This window comes from Modestobacter sp. SYSU DS0511, assembly GCF_054050755.1.
In genome coordinates this window covers 20,682-39,617 of record NZ_JBJGZY010000021.1, presented here as the reverse complement: position 1 = coordinate 39,617, position 18,936 = coordinate 20,682, and the positions used below count along the sequence as shown (strand labels likewise).

Sequence of the window (18,936 nt, the reverse complement as noted above, 5' to 3'; positions counted from 1 at the left end):
CCTCCACCCCCTCGCCGGCAGGGGGCGGGGGCCGCCGTGCCGTCACCCGATTCTGCCCGGTCCCCCCGGGGCAGGAAGGCGGGGGTGCAGATCCCCCACCGTCCCCATCTCCGGGCCGGGTTCCTCGCCCGCACCTGGGCGCGTCACCCCCGCGCCGGCCTGGCCGTCAAGGCCGCCGTCGCGGCGGCCATCGCCTGGGCGCTGGTGCAGCTGTTGCCCGGGCCTGCCGCCGACTACCCGTACTACGCGCCGATGGGTGCGCTGCTGGCCACCACCACGAGCCTGGCCGGCTCGGCCCGCGAGTCGTTCCAGACCGTCGCCGCGGTCGCCCTGGGCGCCGCGATCGCACTGGTCGCCGACGCGGTCACAGCGCCGAACCTGGTCAGCATCGCCACCGTCATCGGGATCGGGGTGCTGCTGTCCGGCTGGAACCGGCTGGGCAGCGCCCGGACCTGGGTGCCCACCGCGGCCCTGTTCGTACTGATCTTCGGCGACCGCGATCCGCTGGACTACGTCGCCGGGTACGTCGGGCTGATCCTGTTCGGGGCGCTGATCGGCATCGTGGTCACCGCCCTGCTGCCCCAGCTCCCGCTGGCACCGGCCCAGGAACAGCTGGCCCGGTTGCGCGACGTGCTGGCCGCTCAGCTCGCCGACCTGGCCGACGGCCTGGAGCAGGAGCACCCGCCCACCGAGGAGGAGTGGCGCCGGCGCACCCACACCATCGACCCGCTGCTGGCCCAGATGCGCACTGCCGTGCAGGAGGCCGACGAGGCCCGCAAGGGGAACTTCCGCGCCCGCCGCTACCGGCAGGACGCGCAACGGCAGTACGCGCAGGCCCGGGCGCTGGAGCGGCTGGCCCTGCTGGTGGAGGAGCTGACCGAGCTGCTGGCCGACACCGAGCGGGCCGACCGGGACCGGGTGACGCTGGGCCCGGCGCTGCGGCCCGCCGCGTCGACGGCGCTCTCCCGGCTGGCCGGGGTGTTGCGCTCGGTGGACGGCGGGGCGAGCGCCGCCGGCCCGGACGAGACCCGGGCCGCCTACGACGCGCTGCACCAGCTCGCCGACGCCCTCCGGGAGGCGCGGCGGAAGACCGACGACGACCTGTTCGCCGCCAGCAGCGTCGTGGTGGCGATCCGCCGGGCGCTGGCCGCCGTCGTGCCGCAGGAGCTGGCCGAGGAGGAGGCCCCGCGCTGACCCGCCGTCGACCTCTTGCCGCAGTCGATCATCGGCGCGGGGCGGAGGTGCGGGGAGCAGGACCGCGGAGGCCCCCGGTGCCCCTCAGCGGCCGACCGCGTACCCCTGCATGCCGCGGGGGTTGGCCGCCGCCTTGAGCACGCCGGTCTCCGGGTCGATCGAGACCGCCGAGAGCCGGCCGAGCGACCAGGGGTCGGAGACGGTGACCGTGTGCCCACGGCGGCGCAGGTCGGCGAGCACCCCCTCGCCGATCCGGGACTCCACCACCAGCTCGCCGGGGACCATCTCCCGCGGGTAGAACGACGACGGGAAGCTGGTGGTGTGCCAGGCCGGGGCGTCGATGGCCGCCTGCAGGTCCAGCCCGCCGTGCACGTGGGCCAGCCAGAAGCACAGCTGCCACTGCTCCTGCTGGTCACCGCCCGGCGTGCCGAAGGCCAGCGTCGGGACGCCGCCGCGCAGCGCCAGCGACGGGGTCAGGGTGGTCCGCGGGCGCTTGCCCGGCACGAGCGAGTTGGGCAGCCCCGGCTCCAGCCAGAACATCTGCGCCCGGGTGCCCAGCGGGAAGCCGAGGGAGGGGATGACCGGCGAGCTCTGCAGCCAGCCACCGGAGGGGGTGGCCGAGACGATGTTGCCCCAGCGGTCGACGACGTCGACGTGGCACGTGTCGCCGCGGGTGGTGCCGCGCGTGTCGACGGTCGGCTCACCGACGCCGGCGGTCGTGGCCGCTGAGGGCCGCTCCGCAGCGGAGGTGTCGGTGACGAAGCGGGGCAGCCGCGGCGGGCGCCCACCGGGGGAGCCGGGCCGCAGCTCGGTGCTGGCCCGGTCGCCGATGAGCGCCCGCCGTTCGCTGGTGTAGGCGGCCGACAGCAGGTCGTCCACCGGCACGCTCTCCTCGTCGCCGTACCAGGCCTCGCGGTCGGCCATCGCCAGCTTCGTCGCCTCGACGCTGGCATGCACCACCTCGGCGGTGTCGGCGTCCTCGGAGACGGAGGCGGACCTCCCCGCGCCCCCTACCGGGAGGACGCCGTCCAGCATCGCGAGCGCCTGGAGCAGCGCCGGGCCCTGGGACCACGGCCCGGCCTTCGCGAGCGTCCACCCGCGCCAGTCGAGGGTGACCGGCGGCTCGTACGTCGGCTGCCAGCGGGCGAGGTCCTCACCGGTGAGGAAGCCGCGGTGCGGACGACCGGAGTCGTCCATGACCGGGGACCGGGAGAACTCGTCGATCGCCTCCGCGACGAACCCCGTGTACCAGGACGCCAGTGCCGCGTCGATCTGCGCCTCTCGGGAGGGTCCGCGCGCTGCGTCGAGCAGTCGGCGGTAGGTCGAGGCGAGGACCGGGTTGCGGAACAGGCGGCCGGCGGTGGGGGGTGCGCCGTCGGGGGCGAGCCAGGTGGCGGCCGAGGTAGGCCAGTGCGTGGTGAAGTGCTCGGAGACCGAGGCGACGGTCGCGGCGACCCGCGGGACGAGCGGGTGGCCGTGCTCGGCGTACTCGATGGCGAAGCGGAGGACGGCGTCCAGCGGCAGGGTGCCGTGGTCGCGCAGGAGCGTGAGCCAGGCGCCGACGGCGCCGGGCACGGTGGCGGCCAGCAGACCCGTTCCGGGCACGAGCCCGAGTCCGAGGTCGGCGAACGCCTGGGTGGTGGCCGCGGCCGGGGCTACGCCCTGGCCGGAGAGCACCACCGGCTGTCCCGCCCAGGTCCCGCCCGCGCCTCCGGCTGCCCGCGGGCCCCGGGCGAAGAGGATCGGGACCTCGCCCCCCGGGCCGTTGAGGTGCGGCTCGACCACCTGCAGGGTGAGACCCGCAGCGACCGCGGCATCGAACGCGTTCCCACCGGCCTCGAGGGTCGCCATGCCCGCGGCGCTGGCGAGCCAGTGCGTCGAGGCGACCATGCCGAAGGTGCCGGCGAGCTCCGGCCGCGTGGTGAACACCCAGCCACCCTAAGGAGGCGTGGGCGGGTGGCGCTGCGCGGCGGCGCTGCCGGGCTGCGCGGTGCCTCCCGGGCCGGCGTCGGCTCGTCCTCCTCCGGCGCGCGGTGGCGCCAGTCGGCAGGCAGCGCCGGGGAGCGCTCCTCGGTCAGCACGAGCCGCCGGGCGAGCGGCGGCTGCGGGCGGTCCCACGCCAGGTGCGCACCGTGCTCGCCGCTGCCCCACGTGGCGGCCGCGCGGGCTGCGCCGCGCACCCGGGCCGCCAGGGCACGCAGCGGGGCGGTCACCCGGGGGGCCGGCGCCGCCAGGCGCACCGGGGTGGTGAGCAGGTCGGTGCCGAAGTCGGTGGCGAAGGCGATCGCCGCCTCCAGGTGGGGGTCGACGGGCGTTCCGCGCCGTGCCGGGGCCACCGGGACGGGGACGGGTGCCGGGCGCTGGGCGACCGGGTGCGGCACCGGGCGCTCGGTGCCGTCGGTGAGCCGGTAGACGCGCTGCGGCGGCCGGTTCCACGCCAGGTGGGCACCGTCGGGCCCGGCGCCCCACCGGGCGGCCCGCTCCGCCAGGGCGCGGGGCCGGCTGAGCAGGCCGCGGCGGACCGGGGCGGTCTCCGGCTGCCCCTCGGCAGGGCCGCTGGTCCGGAGCCCGAGGACCCCGACCGCCAGGCCGACGGCCAGCCCGGCGGCCAGGTCGCTCATGCCGTACTCGTCGGGGCCGACCTGCCCGGCCCCGACGAGGGCCGCGTCGGGCCGTCGCGTGGGGTGACCGGTCAGGTGCCGGGTCGCCGTCACCGGCGCGCCGACCCGGGCGATGGCCGGCGCTGCGGTCGCGGCGGCCGAGCGGGCCGTCCGGACCAGCTGTGCGTCGTCCATGTCGTCCTCCGTGACGTAGTCGCCGCGGCCGGGGAAGGGGCCGCGGACAAGGAGAAAGGTAGGGACGACGGGGCCTCCGGACCCGCTCCCGAGACGCTCCGGTCCGATCGCGTGACCGAACCGTTGCCGGCTCCCCGCGAATCGGCGGGTCACCGTCCCGCAGACCGGCCACATGTCGACAGCCCGGCGGGAAACCCCAGGTCAGCGGGCCGACCAGTGGCACAGCCCGGACGATGACCTCGGCGGCGACCGCGACGTCCCGGCGTGTCGGGTGTGTCTGGTGGGATGGGCGGGTGACCGACCCCGCCCCGCAGCACGGCTCCACGCCCACTCCACTGGTGATCGACACCGACCCCGGCATCGACGACGCGCTGGCCGTGCTGCTCGCGCTGGCCAGCCCGGAGGTCGACCTCCGGCTGGTCACCACCGTGCACGGGAACGTCGGTCTGGCGCAGACCACGGAGAACGCGCTGCGGGTGCTCCACCTGGCCGGCCGGTCCGACGTCCCGGTCGCCGCCGGCGCCCGCGACCCGCTCGTGGTGCCGGTGCCGCGGCGGGCCGGGCACGTGCACGGCGAGGCCGGGCTGGGCGGGGTGGACCTGCCCCCCTCACCGGTGGGGGCCGACCCGCGGCCGGCGGTCGTGGCACTGGCCGAGGAGCTGCTGGCCAGCTCCACCCCGGTCACGGTGGCCGCCATCGGGCCGCTGACCAACCTCGCGCTGCTGCTGGCGGTGTACCCCGACGCCGCCGCCCGGATCGGCCGGCTGGTCGTGATGGGCGGCTCGGCGGCCCGGGGCGGGAACGTCACCGCCGCCGCGGAGTTCAACGTCTGGGCCGACCCGGAGGCTGCCGCCGTCGTCCTCGGCGCGGGGCTGCCCACCGTGCTGGTCGGGCTGGACGTCACCCTCCCCACGGTGCTGACCGGCGCCGGCATCGCCCGCTTCGCCGCCGCCGGTCCGGTCGGGGCGCAGGCGGCGGCGATCCTGCGCCAGTACCTGGACCACGCCCGCGACGCCTACGGCACCGACGGGGTGGTGGTGCACGACGCGCTCGCGCTCACCGAGGCGATCGTGCCGGGCACGCTGTCCACCGTGCGCCGGGACGTCGTCGTCGACACCGGCCCGGGCGCCGGCCGGGGTCAGACGCTGGTCGACCGCCGCGCCCCGTCGACGGCCCCCTCGGCCGTCGCGGTGGCCGAAGGCGTCGACAGCGCGGCCGCCGTGGAGTTCCTGGTCGGCCGGCTGGAGCAGCTGGCCCGGGGCTGAGCCCGGGCCTCTCACCGACCAGGCAGCTCGTCAGCCCCGCTCGACGAGCCCTTCGGAGACCATCCAGTCCAGCGCCACCTCGGCCGGGTCCTCACCCTCGACGTCGACCCGGCCGTTGAGCTCGACCATCACCTCGTTGGTGAGCAGCGGGGTGATCTCGGCGAAGACGTCGGCGATCTCCGGGTACTGCTCGAGCGTCTCGGTGAGCACCTCGGGGGCGATGTTGTACGCCGGGAAGTAGCCGCGGTCGTCCTCCAGCACGGTCAGGTCCAGGGACGCGATCCGCCCGTCGGTGGTGTAGACCTCGCCGAAGTTGCAGATGTCCCCGTTGTCGGTCGCGGTGTAGACCGCGCCGGTGTCCAGCACGCTCACGTTGTCCCGCGGCACGCCCTGGGGGTCGCCCAGCGGCATGCCGTAGAGCTCCAGCATCGGCTCGAAGCCGTCGACCCGGGTGGCGAACTCCGACTCCACGCAGAAGGTGCGCTCCTCCACCGGCAGCTCGGCGACGTCGGAGAGGGCGGCCACCCCGCCGAGCTCGTCGACCGCCTCGCTGCGCACGGCGAAGGCGTAGGTGTTGTTCGCCTCCGCCGGCGGCAGCCAGGTGATCCCGTTCTCGGCGTCGGCGTCCCGGACCGCCTCCCACTGCTCCTGCTGGTCCGGGATGCCCTCGGGCTGGGCCAGGTAGTTGATCCAGGCGGTGCCGGTGTACTCCCACTGCATGCCGGTCTCGCCCTCGAGCATCGCCGCCCGCGCCGGCGCGGCGCCCGGGATGCCGCTGCGGTCGGTGACGTCGAAGCCGGCCGTCTGCAGCGCGATGACCGCGATCTTGCCCAGGATCAGCTGCTCGGTGAAGTTCTTCGCGCCCACGGTGATCGGGGCGCCGTCGACCTCGGCGATCGGCTGGATGTCCCCCGGCTCGGACGGCGGGGTGAAGCTGGTGGCGCTCTGCAGACCGCAGCCGCTGAGCAGCAGCACCCCGGCGCCGAGCGCGGCCACGGACCTCGTCGGCGTGCGCATCAGAGTCCCTTCGGTCGGGCGACGTGCTCGACGACCCGGCCCAGCCAGTCGACGGCGAGCGCGAGCAGGCCCACCAGCACGCCGCCGCTGTACAGCAGCGAGTTGAGCGACAGCGTGATGCCGGTGTTGATCAGCACACCGAGGCCGCCGCCGGAGATGAAGGTGGCCAGCGTGGCGGTGCCCACCAGCAGCACCAGCGCCGTCCGGACACCGGCGAGCATGACCGGGACGGCCAGCGGCAACTCGACCTTCCGCAGGACGGCGGCGCCGCTCATGCCCATGCCCCGGCCGGCCTCCACCAGCCGGGCGTCGACGCCCTGGATGCCGACCATGGTGTTGCGCAGGACCGGCAGCGCCGAGTAGATGACCAGCGCCGCGATCGTCGTCCAGAAGCCGAAGCCCAGCCAGATCGCCAGCAACACGAACAGGCCGATCGCTGGAGCGGCCTGCCCGATGTTGGCCACGGTGATCACCACCGGCGTGAACCGGCGCAGCGCGGGGCGGGTCAGCGCGATGCCCAGCGGGATCGCGATGGCCAGCACGATGGCCGCGGCGACGACGGTCAGCGCCAGGTGCCGCAGCACGCTGTCCCACAGCGTGGCCGCGCCCAGCTGCCGGGCCTCGGTCTCGGTGAGCGTGGCGGTGGTGCGCCACAGCAGGAAGGCGGCGATGCCGACGACGACCAGCACCGGCTGCACGGCCAGCGCACGCCAGCCACCGCGCGCCTGCTCCGGGGCGGCCGCGTCGCGCGCGTCGCGGCTGGCGCTCTGCGCCGCCTCGGGACGGCGGAGCGGGTCGGGGCGCTGCCCGGTGTCCGACTGCTGCGCGGCGGTCATCCGCTCACCTCGCTCCGGGTGCGCTGGATGCGGTCCATGATCGTCTCGATCGAGACGACCCCGGCGAGGCTGTTGTGCCGGCCGACCACGACGGCGCCGCCCTGGCTGGCCGCGAGCATGGTGTCCAGCGCGTCGTTGAGCGTCGAGCCGAGGCCGACGACCGGCAGCCGCTCGTCGACGGTCGCCGGCAGCGTCGACATCCGGCTGACCTCGGCCACCGTCGGCCAGCTGATCGGCCGGCCACGCCGGTCGAGCACCACGACGAAGTCGTCGCCGGCGGCCCGGGCGCGGGCCACCGCGTCGGCGGCGTCGTCGCCGGCCGAGGCGGTGGTGACCGGCCGCAGGTCCAGCTCGTGCACCCGGGTGAGGGTGAGCTGCTTGAGGGTGGCCCCGGCACCGACGAAGTCGGCCACGTACTCCTCGGCCGGCTCGGCCAGGATCGCCTCGGGGGTGTCGTACTGGACGATCCGGGCGCCGACGTCGAAGACCACGGTCTTGTCGCCGAGCTTCACGGCCTCGTCGAAGTCGTGGGTGACGAAGACGATGGTCTTGCCCAGCTCCTCCTGGATCCGCAGCAGCTCGTCCTGCAGCCGCTGGCGGGTGATCGGGTCGACGGCGCCGAACGGCTCGTCCATCAGCAGCACCGGCGGGTCCGCCGCCAGTGCGCGGGCCACGCCGACGCGCTGCTGCTGCCCCCCGGAGAGCTCCTTGGGGTAGCGGTCCCGGTAGACCTCCGGGTCCAGCCCGACCAGCTCCAGCAGCTCGTCGATGCGGGCGGTGACCCGCTCCTTGTCCCAGCCCAGCATCCGCGGCACCATGCCGACGTTCGTGCCGACGGTCATGTGCGGGAAGAGCCCACCGGCCTGGATCACGTACCCGATCCGGCGGCGCAGCTGGTCGGGGTCCTGCCGGGTGACGTCCTCGTCACCGAGGTGGATGCTGCCGCCCGTCGGCTCGATCAGCCGGTTGACCATCTTCAGCAGGGTGGTCTTCCCGCAGCCCGAGGGGCCGACGAACATGACCGTCTCGCCGGCCGGGATTTCCAGCGAGACGCTGTCGACGGCGGGCTTCTCCTGGCCCGGGTAGCGCTTGGTCACGCCGTCCAGCCGGATGGCGACGCCGCTGACCCGGCGCTCGCCGGTGGCCGGGGCGCTCCCCGGCTGACCGGTGGCGGTGGCGGTGGCGGTGGCGCCGGCAGGTGTCCCGGCGGATGTGGACGCGTCAGGCACGGATCCCCCTGGGGGTGGTGAGGCGACCCAGCAGCAGGAGCAGCAGGTCGAGGACGAGGGCCAGGACGACGATGGCGATCGTCCCGGTGAGCGCGGAGTTCAGGGCGTTCGCGCCGCCCAGCCGGGAGAGCCCGGTGAAGATGAAGCCGCCGAGCCCGGGGCCGAGCACGTACGCGGCGATGGCCGCGATGCCCATGACCATCTGGGTGGAGACGCGGACCCCGGCCAGGATCACCGGCCAGGCCAGCGGGATCTCCACCCGCAGCAGGGTGGCCAGCCGGCTCATCCCCATGCCGCGCGCCGACTCGATCAGCGCCGGGTCGACCCCGGCCAGGCCGACGACGGCGTTGCGCAGCACGGGGAGCGCCGCGTAGAAGGTCACCGCGATGACCGCCGGGGCGATGCCGAAGCCGAAGGGCGCCAGCAGGATGCCCAGCAGGGCGAACGCCGGGACGGTCAGACCCACCGCCGAGAAACCGTTGGCCACGCCGGTGGCCCGGGGGCTGCGGTAGACCAGCACGGCCAGCGCCAGGGCGATGAGCGAGCCGAGCACGACGCACTGCACGACCAGGCTCACGTGCTGGAAGGCCTGGAAGGCGATCTGGCCTCGCCGGTCGAGGACGTAGTCCCACATCCGGTCTGTCTCCTCCTCTGCAGGGTCGGACTGCGCGGGCGGCGGGACCCGTGGGAACCGGTCGGTCGCGCGCTGGCGACGGGTGTGCCCTGTCGCGTCCTGAGCGCTGCGCTGACCTCGGAAAACGGCCGTCGTCCACGGTCACACACCTCGCGCGGCGATGCGACTCCTGGCTCATGACGATGCTGTGACACCCGCCGGCCGGCGTTCCCTGCCCCCATCGGGCGACGACCTCCGGCGTGGCCTGGCCGGACCGTGTGCGGGGAGCACACGATCGGTGCTGTACACACGGCAGGTGCCGCGCTGGTCGAGCGCACGGCGGAGCGGTGCACGGTCGTGGTCTCGAGGAGGAGTCATCAAGACGGTCAGGTCGGCTGCCGAGGCGCCGTTCGAGGTGACCCTGGCGGACGGGTCGCAGCCCGGTCAGGTCGTCGCCCGGGTCCGTGGCGAGCTCGACGCCGCCAGCAACCCGCTGCTGCAGCAGACCCTGCTGCGCGCGCTGCGCAACGCCGAGCGCCTGCTGACCATCGACCTCTCCGGGGTGACGTTCTTCGGCTCGGCGGGAGTGACCGCGCTGGTCTGGGTCAGCCAGCACCGGGAGGCCGCCGGCAAGCACGTCACGGTGGTCGCGACCAGCCGGGTCGTCACCGGCCCGCTGGAGCTGACCGGCCTGCTGGAGCGGCTCGACGTGGAGGGCATGCCGCCCGGCTGAGACCCCCACCGTGCACTGCGGAGCGTGATCGGCCACCATGGACCGCGGCGGAGGACCCGGCCGGCGAGAGGACCCGACGTGAGTGGACTGGTGTGGCCATCGGCCCCGGTCCCGACCGAGGACGGCGACGTCTGGCGGTGGGAGCTGCCGACGGTGCACGACGCCTCGCGGGTGCGGATGGACCTGCGGGCGCGCCTCGCCCACCCCTCGCTGGCCGCCCGGTCGACGGAGGACGCGCGGGAGGGCCTGCTGCTGACCTTCGAGGAGCTGTCGTCGAACGCCCTGCGGCACGGAGGCGGCGCCGTCGAGGCGTTGATCGTCGCGCTGCCCACCGGCTGGCTGATCCGGCTGACCGACGGCGCTCCCGACGCGCCACCGCGGCCGGCGATCGACCGCGACCCCGCGTTCGGCGGCATGGGGCTGCCGATGGTCGCGCAGCTGTCGGTCGACTACGGCTGGTGCAGCGAGGCCGGCCGCAAGCACGTCTGGGCCCGGCTGCCCTCTGGCCTGGCGACCGCCTCGGTGCCCCGGCCGCGCAGCTCCTCCGGCCCCGCGTCCTAGCCCGACCGGACGACCTCGACCGCGGCGAAGCCCTCCGCAAGGGTCGGCGGGATGAGCCGCTTGCGGGTGCCGAACACCCCGACCAGCGGCACCCGTGCCCGGCCCTCCCGCGCCTCGTTGCGCGCCAGGCACGTCTCCAGCGGCGTCTCCAGGTACACCGCCCGCGCCGGGACCCCGGCCGCCCGGGCGAGCGCGACCAGCGGGGCCCGCTCGGCGGGGGAGGGGTTGGTGTTGTCGACGACGACGCTCGCGCCCCCGGCCAGCAGCTCGCCGACCACCCGCTGCTGACGTGCCTCCCGGTGCCGGGCCCGCGGCCAGTGGTCCTTGCTCACCACCTCGTGGCTGCCGGCCAGGTGCGCGGCCACCCAGCTGGACTTGCCCGACCCCTGCAGGCCGACCATCACCACCAGCTCCTGGTCGCTGCCGCTCACCCGGTCATCGTCGCGCGGTTGGCGGCACCTCCGCCCGGGCAGGGTGGAGCAGCTGCCCGCGACCCGAGGAGGCCCCCGTGTTCCCCGCCGAGAACATCCGCGACTGGCGCACCATGAACGTCGTCGACCCCGACGGCCACAAGATCGGCACGCTGGAGTCGGTGTACGTCGACACGACCACCGACCAGCCGTTCTTCGCCGCGGTGATGACCGGGATCATCGGTCGGCGTCAGCTCACGTTCGTCCCGCTCACCGGCGCCACGGTCAGCCCGGAGCACATCCGGGTCACCGTGCCCAAGGACCTCGCCAAGGACGCGCCGTCCATCGACACCGACGGTGAGCTGACCGCCGAGCAGGAGCCGGAGGTGTTCGCGCACTACTCGCTGCCCTACACCTCCGGCGTCCGCCGCCTGGCGCGCCGTTAGCCGCGGCGGGCGAGGAAGGAGCCGGCGGCCTCGCGCAGGTCCTTGGTCGGCCGCAGCCACGCGCCGTCGACGGGCAGGGCGTCGAGCCGCACCCGGTCCAACGGTGCGGCGAACGCGCCGGGGACGTCCTCGATGTCGATGAACTGCAGCAGCTCGGAGCTGATCGCGTAGCCGGCCACCTCGCTGAACGCGACGACGACGACCTCGGTGCCGGCGCGGGCGAGGTCCTCCAGCGGCTCGGCGAAGTTCCGCCCGTCGCCGGAGAAGACCACCAGCCGGCGCAGCTGGTGGCTGTGCGCGCGCACGCTGATGTGGTCGAGCATCGACTGGTCGATGTCGTCGTCGGCCTGCAGCTTGGGCCGGGCGAAGACCGCGTAGCCGAAGCTGCGCAGCGCCTCCACCCAGCGCTGCAGGGTGACGGCGTGCTGCGGCGGCACGTTGGCGAAGACGCAGGCCTCGACCTCCGGCGGCACCGCGGCACCCGGGTCGTCGGCGCCGTCGACGAACCAGGCCGCGATCGCGTCGAACCGGGGCCGGGACGCCGCCGTCGGCCGGGCGCCGATCACCGTCGCCAGGGTCATGTCGATGTTGGGGGCGTCCCAGACCAGCAGGTCCAGCGCGGGGCGGTCGTCGTCCGCGGAGAACCGGTCGGCCGGCTCGGTCTGCACAGCTGCGTCAACGGTCACAGGGGCAGTGTGCCGAACCGGTGCCGGCGACGGCGCACCCGCCGGGGCGGTCGCCCGCCGGCGCCGCCGCAGCCGGCCGTCCTCGCTCACGCCGGCACCACCGCGGCCCGCTCGACCAGCGCCCGCACCGGGGTGCCCGCGGGCAGCGTGCCCAGCACGCCGCCCCAGTCGCCGCCGAGCCGGCTGGCGCAGAAGGCGTCGGCGACGACGGCGGGCGCGAACCGCAGCAGCAGCGATGCCTGCAGGCACAGCGCGAGCCGGCCCGCGATCCGCCGGGCCCGCAGCGGCAGCTGGTCGGGATCGGCGAGCTCGGCGGCCAGCGCGCCCAGGGCGGCGTCGTACCGGGGGTCGGCGCCGCGGGCCAGGTCGAGCTCGGCGGTGACCGCGGCCAGCGCGGCCGACCCGGCGCCCAGGGCGCGCAGCACGTCCAGCGCGATGACGTTGCCCGAGCCCTCCCAGATGGAGTTCAGCGGCGCCTGCCGGTAGAGCCGCGGCATCCCCGACTCCTCGACGTAGCCGTTGCCGCCCAGCACCTCCAGCGCCTCGGCCACCGCGGCCGGGGTGCGCTTGCACACCCAGAACTTGGCCACGGCACCGGCCAGCCGCAGCAGGTCCCGCTCGCCGGCGTCCTGGGCCGCGGCCAGCCGGACGCCGAGGGCGGTGGCCGCCTCGCTCTCCAGCGCCAGGTCGGCCAGCACGTTCTGCATCAGCGGCTGGTCGGCCAGCAGGGCGCCGAACGCGGACCGGTGCCGGGCGTGGTGCACCGCCTGGGTGAGCGCCGCCCGCGTCGTCGCCGCCGACCCCAGCACGCAGTCCAGCCGCGTGGTGGCGACCATCTCGATGATCGTCGGTACGCCGCGGCCCGGTTCCCCGACCAGCCACGCCGTCGTCCCGTCGAACTCCACCTCGCTCGATGCGTTGGCGCGGTCGCCGAGCTTGTCCTTGAGCCGCTGCAGGCGGACGACGTTGCGCTCCCCGCCGGGCAGCACCCGAGGCACCAGGAAGCAGGACAACCCCTCGTCGAGCTGGGCGAGCACCAGGAACAGGTCGCTCATCGGCGCGGAGGTGAACCACTTGTGCCCGGTCAGCGACCAGCTGCCGTCGTCGTTCGCGGCGGCCCGTGTGGTGTTCGCCCGGACGTCGGAGCCGCCCTGCTTCTCGGTCATCCCCATGCCCGCCACCAGGCCGCGCTTGGTCCACGGGTCGGTCAGCCCGAACTCGTAGCTGCGGCTGGTGAGCCCCGGTTCCAGGGCCGCGGCCAGCTCGGGGGCGGCGCGCAGCGCCGGGACGGCGGCGTAGGTCATCGTCACCGGGCAGCCGTGGCCGGCCTCGACCTGCGTCCAGCCCAGGTAGCCCACCGCGCGGCGGACGTGCGCGTGCGGGTGGCCGTCGACCCAGGGCACCCCGGCCAGCCCGTGGCCGATCGCGGCGGCCATCAGCTCGTGCCATGCCGGGTGGAACTCGACCTCGTCGACCCGGTGGCCGTACCGGTCGTGGGTGCGCAGCCGGGGCGGGTGCTCGTTCGCCAGCCGGGCCCACTCCTGGGCCTGCTCGCTGCCGGCCAGCGCCCCCAGGTCGGCCAGCGAGGCGAGAGTGGCGGCGTCGGCGTGGCGCAGGCAGGCCTCGGCGAGCGCGGCGTCCCCGGCGATCGGGTCGTGGCCGACCAGCGGCGGCGCCTGGTTGGTCACCTCGTGCGTGGCGCGCATGCCCGGCACGCTACGAGATGCCGCCGACCATCACGTCCGGATGGTGACCAGTCGTTTCAGCGCCAGCAGGGCCAGCGGCGCGTAGCCGACCACCAGCGGCGCGAACCCGCTGATCCGCAGGCCGGCCGTCGTCCCGCCGTCCGGCGCCGGGCTCACCCAGTGCACCAGGCCGAGCCGGGTCGGACCGACGGTGACCTGCCAGGCCCACCGCCGCTCCGCGTCGGACACCTCGTCGACCACGAAGCCGACCGAGGTGCCGATCGGGTCGTACACGCGGCCGCTCACCCCCGGGGCGATCCGCGGCGCACTCGCGTCCACCTTCTTGATCTGCGGCGACCACTCCGACCAGCGGGCGGGATGCAGGTAGCGGTCCCACACCTCCGCCGGGTCGACCGGGCCGGTGGCGTGCAGCGTCAGCGTCGTCACCGCCTCCTCCTGCCCGCTGCGTTCCACGTGGAACCCCGACGGCAGGATGTCGCCGTGCCCACGCTTGCCCTGCGCCCGATGACCGCAGACGACTGGCCCGCCGTCGAGGCCGTCTGGGCGGCCGGCATCGCCACCGAGCTGGCGACCTTCGAGACCGCCACGCCGTCCTGGGCGGAGTTCGACGCCTCCCGGCTGCCCGGTCACCGGCACGTCGCCGTCGACGGCGACGTCCTGCTCGGCTGGACGGCGTGCACCCGCGAGTCGACCCGGGACGCCTACGCCGGCGTCGTCGAGCACTCGGTGTACGTCTCCCCCGCCGCGCAGGGCCGCGGGGTCGGCGGGGCGCTGCTGCAGGCGCTGATCACCTCCACCGAGGCGGCCGGCATCTGGACGATCCGCGCCGGCATCCTGCCGGCCAACACCGCCAGCATCGCGCTGCACGAGAAGCACGGCTTCCGGGCGGTGGGCACGCGGGAGAAGGTCGGCCGGCGGATCACCGACGGCGTCGCCAGCTGGCACGACGTGCTGCTCATGGAGCGGCGCAGCCGGGTGGTCGGCTGGGTGGGCTGAGCCCCTCAGGCCGGCGGGCCGCCGAGCAGCAGCTGCCGCAGCAGGTGGACGGCGAGCGTGCCGGTGCGCTCCCGGACGGCGCCGCGGTTCCCGCGCAGCCGGTCGGAGTAGTCCAGCGCGCCGGTCGGGCCGACGACGGCGATGTGCACGGTGCCCACCGGCTTCTCCGGCGTGCCACCCCCCGGGCCGGCGATCCCGGTGACCCCGATGCCGACGTCGGCACCGAACCGGGCCCGCGCCCCCTCGGCCAGCGCCCGGGCGACCTCGGGGCTCACCGCACCGCCCACCCCCAGGGTGGCCGCCGGCACGTCGAGCAGCTGCTCCTTGGCGCTGTTCGCGTAGGCGGCGACCCCGCCCAGCACCCGGGCCGAGGCACCAGCGGGTGCGGTGAGCCGGGCGGTGAGCAGCCCACCGGTCTCCGACTCGCCCACCGCCACCGTCCAGCCCCGGTCGTCCAGCGCGCGGGCGACGAGCTCGTCGACGGTGGGGCCGTCGCTGAACAGCGTCGCGCCAAAGTCCGCGGTGACCACCGCGACGAGCCGCTGGTACGCCTCCTCGGCGTCCGGTGCGTACCGGGTGACGATCTCCAGCTCGCCGTCGCGCAGGCAGGTGGTCACCTCCAGGCCGGCCAGCTGGTCCTCGACCCGGCGCAGGGTGGCGGCCAGCTCCGACTCCGGCGTCCGCCACAGCCGCAGCGTGCGCTGGCGCAGCTCGGTGGCGCCGGCCAGCGCGCGGCGCACCGGCTCGGCGGCGAGCGCGGCCGGCCACATGGCCTGCAGCTCCACCGGCGGGCCGGGCAGCACCAGCACCGGCGGCCCGCTGCGGCCGTCGGCCACCGGGACGACCAGCCCCGGCGCGGTGCCCACCGGCTCGAGCACGGTGGCGCCGGCGGGCACCATCGCCTGCTTGGCGATCCCTGCCGCGGCCGACTCGGGGTCGGTGTCCCAGCCGCGCCGGGCAGTCAGCTCGGCGACGACGGCGGCGATCCGCTGCTCCAGCGCGCGGTCGAGCGCCGACGGGCGGCCCTGGAACACGCCGACCTCGGCCGCGGTCAGGTCGTCGGCGGTGGGGCCGAGCCCGCCGGTGGTGATCACCAGGTCGTTGCCCCCGGCGAGGAAGGCCAGCGCCGACCGCAGGTCCTCGGGCCGGTCACCGACGACGACGACCGACCCGACGTCGACCCCCTGGCCGCGCAGCGCCTCGGCCAGCCACGGGCCGTTCCGGTCCGCGACCCGGCCGGTGAGCACCTCGGTGCCCGTGACGACGATCCCCGCGCGTGCAGCCACGGCCCGACCTTAGGTCCCGCCCACCTGGCCGGCCGCCCGGGTGGGCGCCGCTACGGTTCGACGGGCGCCCCGCCCGGCTGCCGTGCCCGACGCCTGCTCCCTGGAGGACCGATGAGCCAGCCCCACCCGCCGATCCCCGAGCCGCAGCCGGCCGACGGGCTGCCGGACGACGATCCCCGCACCGAGTCGATCCTGCTGCCGCCCAGTCAGCGGCAGACCGAGCAGCCCCCGCCCGTGCCCGGCCCGGCGACCGGGCCCGCCCCGGCCTGGACGCCGGCGGCGGGGCAGGCCGCCGCGGATCCGACGAGCTCCCCCGACGCCGAGCCGGCGGCCCCCGGGCAGGTCCCGGCCAGCCAGCCCACCGGGCCGGTGGACTTCCTCCCCGGCTTCGGCGCGCGGCCGGACGACGACCGGGCCACCACGGGCAGCAGCGCCGCCGGTCCGCAGACGATGGTCGGCGCGCCGGCGGTGCCCGGGCCGTCCACCGCCCCGCGGCCCACACCGGGGCCGTCGGCCACCGACGACGGCGGTGAGCGCGGCCGCCGGGGGGCCACGGCGGGCCGGGCGGCGCTGGGCGCGGTGCAGCGGGCCGGTGGGGACCGGACCGTCCTCGCCGCGCTCGGCCTGGGGGTCCTCGGGCTGGTGCTGCTCGAACTGGGGCTGGCACTGGACTTCGGCACCGAGTCGGTCTGGGAGGTGACGCCGACGTGGTCGGCGTTCGCCACGATCGCCGCCCTGGTGGCGCTCGTGCCGGGGCTGCGCCGGCTGGCCGGCGACCGGCTCAGCGCGCGGACGGCGTGGCGGGTCGGGGCCGGAGGCGCCGCGGGCCTCGCGGTGTTCTGGGTCCTCGTGGCGCTGCCGCTGGTCGCCAGCGACCGGGGCTTCCTGCTCACCGCCGCCCTGGCCGCGGCCGCCGGCGCGGTGTGGCTGGCGCCCGGCCGCTCGCGGTGACCCGCGCGGCGCGGGGCTGGCTGGGCGCGGCGGCGGTCCTCGGCGGCGCCGCGCTGGGGTTGTCCTGGGGCGCGGTGCCGGGAGCAGCGCACCCGGCACGCGTGGCCGTCGCGCTGGGTCTGGTCCTCACGGTGGCCGCGGTGCGCACCGGCCGCGACCGGTTGCTGCTGGCGGCCGTCGTCGCCGGCGCCGTCGGCGTCCTGCTCGGCGGTCCCGACCCCGCGCCCGGGCGGCTCGCCCTGGCTGCTGCGGCCGGCTGCCTGCTCGTGCACCGCGCCGGACGGCGCAGGCGGCCCGCCTGAGCGGACGGCTCAGCCGCGGCCGCCGCCCTGGCCGTTGCCGTTCCCGTTGCCCTGGCCGTTGCCCTGGCCGTTGCCGTTCCCCGGACCGTTGCCCTGGCCGTTGCCGTTCCCCGGACCGTTGCCCTGGCCGGCGCCGTTCCCCGGTGCGGCCGACTCGTCGTCCGCACCGGTGGTCGGGGCGGTGCTGCCGCCCGACGGGGTCGGCGCGCCGGTCGCGGCCGGGTCGCTGGCCGGCGTCGACGACTGCGGGTCCCCGCCGGGCTCCGTCTCCTCCGCGTCCCCGCTCGGGGACGGGGTCGCCGTCGGCTCCGGGGTCGGCGACGGCTCGGGCGTGGACGCCGGCGGTGCGACGCTCACCGGCGCCCGGACGACCGGCGCCTGGACCGCGTCGACCGGGGTCCGCTGCCGCTGGACCGGGCCGCTGTCGACCTCCGGTGCCACGGCGTAGCTGACCAGCACCTCGGCGCCGCGCACCAGCCGGTGGCCGAGCGGTGCGACGTCGACGACCAGCCCGGCCTCGACGGAGTCGGTCGCCACCGCCTGGGTCTCCACCACCAGGCCGAGCGCCTCCAGCTGCCGCTGGACGGCCGCGACGGGGCGGTCGACGTAGTCGTCGACGTCCAGCACCAGCTCGGCGGGGTCCGCCGTGGCGGTGGCCGCACCGAGGCCCTGGGCGGCGGCCACGGTGGCGCCGCCGCCGTCGGGGGCGAGGCCCTGCAGGACGACCGCGGCCACCCCGGCACCGGCCAGCAGCGCGACCAGCGGCACGAGGACCCGGCCGAGCCGCCCCTGTGCCGGGGGGACCGGGCGGCGCACCGCGCCGTCGGCGTTCGACGCACCGGCCAGCGCCGCGGCGTCGGGGAGCAGCCAGAAGCTCTGGGTGTCGGTGCGCTCGACGGGGGTCAGCAGCCGGCCGGCGAGGACGTCGTCGATGGCGGCCGCGAACGCGTCACCGTCGGGGAAGCGCTGCGCCGGGTCCTTGACCAGGGCCCGCTCGATCAGGGTGCGGACCCCGGCCGGCAGGTGTTCGGGCAGCGGCTCGGGGGTGTCGCGGAGGTGACGCAGCGCGATCGTCACCGAGTTGTCGCCGTCGAACGCCCGCCGGCCGGTGAGCAGCTCGTAGCCGACCATCCCCAGCGCGTAGACGTCGCTGGCGGCGGTGGCGTGCGCCCCGGAGGCCTGCTCCGGGGAGAGGTAGGAGGCGGTGCCGATGACCTGGCCGGTCTGGGTGAGCGGCACGCTCCCGGCCGACGAGGCGATCCCGAAGTCGGTGATCGCGACCGTGCCGTCGGCGCGCAGCAGCACGTTGCCGGGCTTCACGTCCCGGTGGACGACGCCGGCCGCGTGCGCCGCGCCCAGCGCCGAGGCGGTCTGCCGGAGCACCTCGAGCACCCGGCCCGGGGGCAGCGCGCCGTCCCGGGCCAGCACGGTGGCCAGCGACTCGCCGTCGATCAGCTCCATCACGAGGTAGGCCAGGTGCTCGCCCGACCCGTCGACCGTCGGCTCCTCGCCGTAGTCGTAGACGGCGGTGATGTTCGGGTGGCTCAGCGCGGCGGTGTGCTGCGCCTCGGCGCGGAAGCGGGCCAGGAACAACGGGTCACCGGTGTACTCGCTGCGCAGCACCTTGATGGCGACGGTGCGGCCCAGCAGGGTGTCCTCGGCGCGCCACACCTGCCCCATGCCACCGGTGGCCAGCAGCGCCTGCAGCTCGTAGCGGTCCCCGAGGGTGGTCCGCGCGGGCTCCACCACGTGCGCCCCCTCGTGCTGCTGCTGTGTCGACCGGCCCCGCCCACCACCGGCCGACGCCGGCGGCTGGACGCACCGGGAGGGGGGATGCCCCCGTCGGGCGTTCGTACACATGCGATCGGACGGTGTGATGCGGGCGTGACAACACCGGGGCGTGACGGACC

Annotated in this window: 19 protein-coding genes; 8 read left to right on the top strand and 11 right to left on the bottom strand. The window is 76.0% G+C overall.

Going from position 1 to position 18,936, the window contains the following annotated elements:
• Positions 1-84 precede the first annotated feature (84 nt).
• Positions 85-1,194 carry a hypothetical protein gene (locus tag ACI783_RS12155; protein WP_457140671.1) on the top strand — a complete coding sequence of 370 codons (1,110 nt, stop codon included), beginning with the start codon at positions 85-87 and terminating at the stop codon, positions 1,192-1,194.
• 84 nt (positions 1,195-1,278) lie between these two features.
• Here the strand turns inward: ACI783_RS12155 and ACI783_RS12150 are convergent, their stop codons facing one another.
• A complete protein-coding gene (locus ACI783_RS12150; protein WP_457140670.1) occupies positions 1,279-3,123 on the bottom strand; it encodes a gamma-glutamyltransferase family protein in 1,845 nt (614 codons plus the stop codon).
• Between the two features lie 1,159 nt (positions 3,124-4,282).
• On the opposite strand from ACI783_RS12150, the gene ACI783_RS12145 reads away from it, so the two are divergent.
• Complete coding sequence (locus ACI783_RS12145) at positions 4,283-5,254, top strand: nucleoside hydrolase (RefSeq protein WP_457140669.1); 972 nt, start codon at positions 4,283-4,285, stop codon at positions 5,252-5,254.
• A 30-nt stretch (positions 5,255-5,284) separates the two neighbouring features.
• Here the strand turns inward: ACI783_RS12145 and ACI783_RS12140 are convergent, their stop codons facing one another.
• From ACI783_RS12140 to ACI783_RS12125, 4 genes are read right to left on the bottom strand one after another with little or no spacing between them, the layout of a single operon-like run.
• Positions 5,285-6,271, bottom strand: a complete 987-nt coding sequence (locus ACI783_RS12140) for a glycine betaine ABC transporter substrate-binding protein (RefSeq protein WP_457140668.1) — start codon at positions 6,269-6,271, stop codon at positions 5,285-5,287.
• Positions 6,271-7,107, bottom strand: a complete 837-nt coding sequence (locus tag ACI783_RS12135) for an ABC transporter permease (protein ID WP_457140667.1) — start codon at positions 7,105-7,107, stop codon at positions 6,271-6,273. Before ACI783_RS12135 ends, ACI783_RS12140 begins: the two co-directional genes overlap by 1 nt.
• Positions 7,104-8,336, bottom strand: coding sequence for an ABC transporter ATP-binding protein (locus ACI783_RS12130; protein ID WP_457140666.1), 1,233 nt, complete (start codon positions 8,334-8,336; stop codon positions 7,104-7,106). Before ACI783_RS12130 ends, ACI783_RS12135 begins: the two co-directional genes overlap by 4 nt.
• Positions 8,329-8,970, bottom strand: coding sequence for an ABC transporter permease (locus tag ACI783_RS12125; RefSeq protein ID WP_457140665.1), 642 nt, complete (start codon positions 8,968-8,970; stop codon positions 8,329-8,331). The genes ACI783_RS12130 and ACI783_RS12125 overlap by 8 nt, the downstream gene beginning before the upstream one ends.
• A gap of 394 nt (positions 8,971-9,364) precedes the next feature.
• Between ACI783_RS12125 and ACI783_RS12120 the strand changes: the two genes are divergently transcribed.
• Positions 9,365-9,682, top strand: a complete 318-nt coding sequence (locus ACI783_RS12120; protein WP_457140664.1) for an STAS domain-containing protein — start codon at positions 9,365-9,367, stop codon at positions 9,680-9,682.
• A gap of 78 nt (positions 9,683-9,760) precedes the next feature.
• On the top strand, positions 9,761-10,243 hold the full coding sequence (locus ACI783_RS12115) for an ATP-binding protein (protein WP_457140663.1): 483 nt from the start codon (positions 9,761-9,763) through the stop codon (positions 10,241-10,243).
• Here ACI783_RS12115 and ACI783_RS12110 read toward each other — a convergent pair.
• Positions 10,240-10,674 (bottom strand): AAA family ATPase, encoded by a 435-nt coding sequence (locus tag ACI783_RS12110; protein WP_457140662.1) that lies wholly within the window; start codon positions 10,672-10,674, stop codon positions 10,240-10,242. The genes ACI783_RS12115 and ACI783_RS12110 overlap by 4 nt on opposite strands.
• 77 nt (positions 10,675-10,751) lie before the next feature.
• On the opposite strand from ACI783_RS12110, the gene ACI783_RS12105 reads away from it, so the two are divergent.
• Positions 10,752-11,099 (top strand): PRC-barrel domain-containing protein, encoded by a 348-nt coding sequence (locus ACI783_RS12105; RefSeq protein WP_457083300.1) that lies wholly within the window; start codon positions 10,752-10,754, stop codon positions 11,097-11,099.
• Here the strand turns inward: ACI783_RS12105 and ACI783_RS12100 are convergent.
• From ACI783_RS12100 to ACI783_RS12090, 3 genes are all read right to left on the bottom strand, one after another.
• Positions 11,096-11,785, bottom strand: coding sequence for an NYN domain-containing protein (locus ACI783_RS12100; protein ID WP_457083302.1), 690 nt, complete (start codon positions 11,783-11,785; stop codon positions 11,096-11,098). The two genes, ACI783_RS12105 and ACI783_RS12100, sit on opposite strands and share 4 nt — an antisense overlap.
• Before the next feature lie 86 nt (positions 11,786-11,871).
• Positions 11,872-13,491: an acyl-CoA dehydrogenase family protein gene (locus ACI783_RS12095; RefSeq protein ID WP_457140661.1), complete on the bottom strand. Its 1,620-nt coding sequence runs from the start codon at positions 13,489-13,491 to the stop codon at positions 11,872-11,874.
• A gap of 30 nt (positions 13,492-13,521) precedes the next feature.
• Positions 13,522-13,917, bottom strand: coding sequence for an SRPBCC family protein (locus ACI783_RS12090; protein ID WP_457140660.1), 396 nt, complete (start codon positions 13,915-13,917; stop codon positions 13,522-13,524).
• A gap of 54 nt (positions 13,918-13,971) precedes the next feature.
• Here ACI783_RS12090 and ACI783_RS12085 point away from each other — a divergent pair, with 54 nt between their 5' ends.
• Positions 13,972-14,487, top strand: a complete 516-nt coding sequence (locus tag ACI783_RS12085) for an N-acetyltransferase family protein (RefSeq protein ID WP_457140659.1) — start codon at positions 13,972-13,974, stop codon at positions 14,485-14,487.
• A gap of 5 nt (positions 14,488-14,492) precedes the next feature.
• Here the strand turns inward: ACI783_RS12085 and ACI783_RS12080 are convergent, their stop codons facing one another.
• A complete protein-coding gene (locus tag ACI783_RS12080; RefSeq protein WP_457140658.1) occupies positions 14,493-15,773 on the bottom strand; it encodes a competence/damage-inducible protein A in 1,281 nt (426 codons plus the stop codon).
• A 111-nt stretch (positions 15,774-15,884) separates the two neighbouring features.
• On the opposite strand from ACI783_RS12080, the gene ACI783_RS12075 reads away from it, so the two are divergent.
• Together ACI783_RS12075 and ACI783_RS12070 are read left to right on the top strand one after the other, a co-directional pair.
• Positions 15,885-16,724 (top strand): hypothetical protein, encoded by an 840-nt coding sequence (locus ACI783_RS12075; protein WP_457140657.1) that lies wholly within the window; start codon positions 15,885-15,887, stop codon positions 16,722-16,724.
• Positions 16,721-17,026, top strand: a complete 306-nt coding sequence (locus ACI783_RS12070; protein WP_457140656.1) for a hypothetical protein — start codon at positions 16,721-16,723, stop codon at positions 17,024-17,026. The genes ACI783_RS12075 and ACI783_RS12070 overlap by 4 nt, the downstream gene beginning before the upstream one ends.
• Positions 17,027-17,035: 9 nt before the next feature.
• Here ACI783_RS12070 and ACI783_RS12065 read toward each other — a convergent pair whose 3' ends face one another.
• Positions 17,036-18,775: a protein kinase domain-containing protein gene (locus tag ACI783_RS12065; protein ID WP_457140655.1), complete on the bottom strand. Its 1,740-nt coding sequence runs from the start codon at positions 18,773-18,775 to the stop codon at positions 17,036-17,038.
• Positions 18,776-18,936 lie beyond the last annotated feature (161 nt).

What these genes read in the sequence shown, in the direction of transcription:
- ACI783_RS12075 (WP_457140657.1), top strand. Translation starts at nt 15,885, where the DNA reads ATGAGCCAGCCCCACCCGCCGATCCCCGAGCCGCAGCCGGCCGACGGG.
- ACI783_RS12140 (WP_457140668.1), bottom strand. Translation starts at nt 6,271, where the DNA reads ATGCGCACGCCGACGAGGTCCGTGGCCGCGCTCGGCGCCGGGGTGCTG.
- ACI783_RS12135 (WP_457140667.1), bottom strand. Translation starts at nt 7,107, where the DNA reads ATGACCGCCGCGCAGCAGTCGGACACCGGGCAGCGCCCCGACCCGCTC.
- ACI783_RS12095 (WP_457140661.1), bottom strand. Translation starts at nt 13,491, where the DNA reads ATGCGCGCCACGCACGAGGTGACCAACCAGGCGCCGCCGCTGGTCGGC.
- ACI783_RS12125 (WP_457140665.1), bottom strand. Translation starts at nt 8,970, where the DNA reads ATGTGGGACTACGTCCTCGACCGGCGAGGCCAGATCGCCTTCCAGGCC.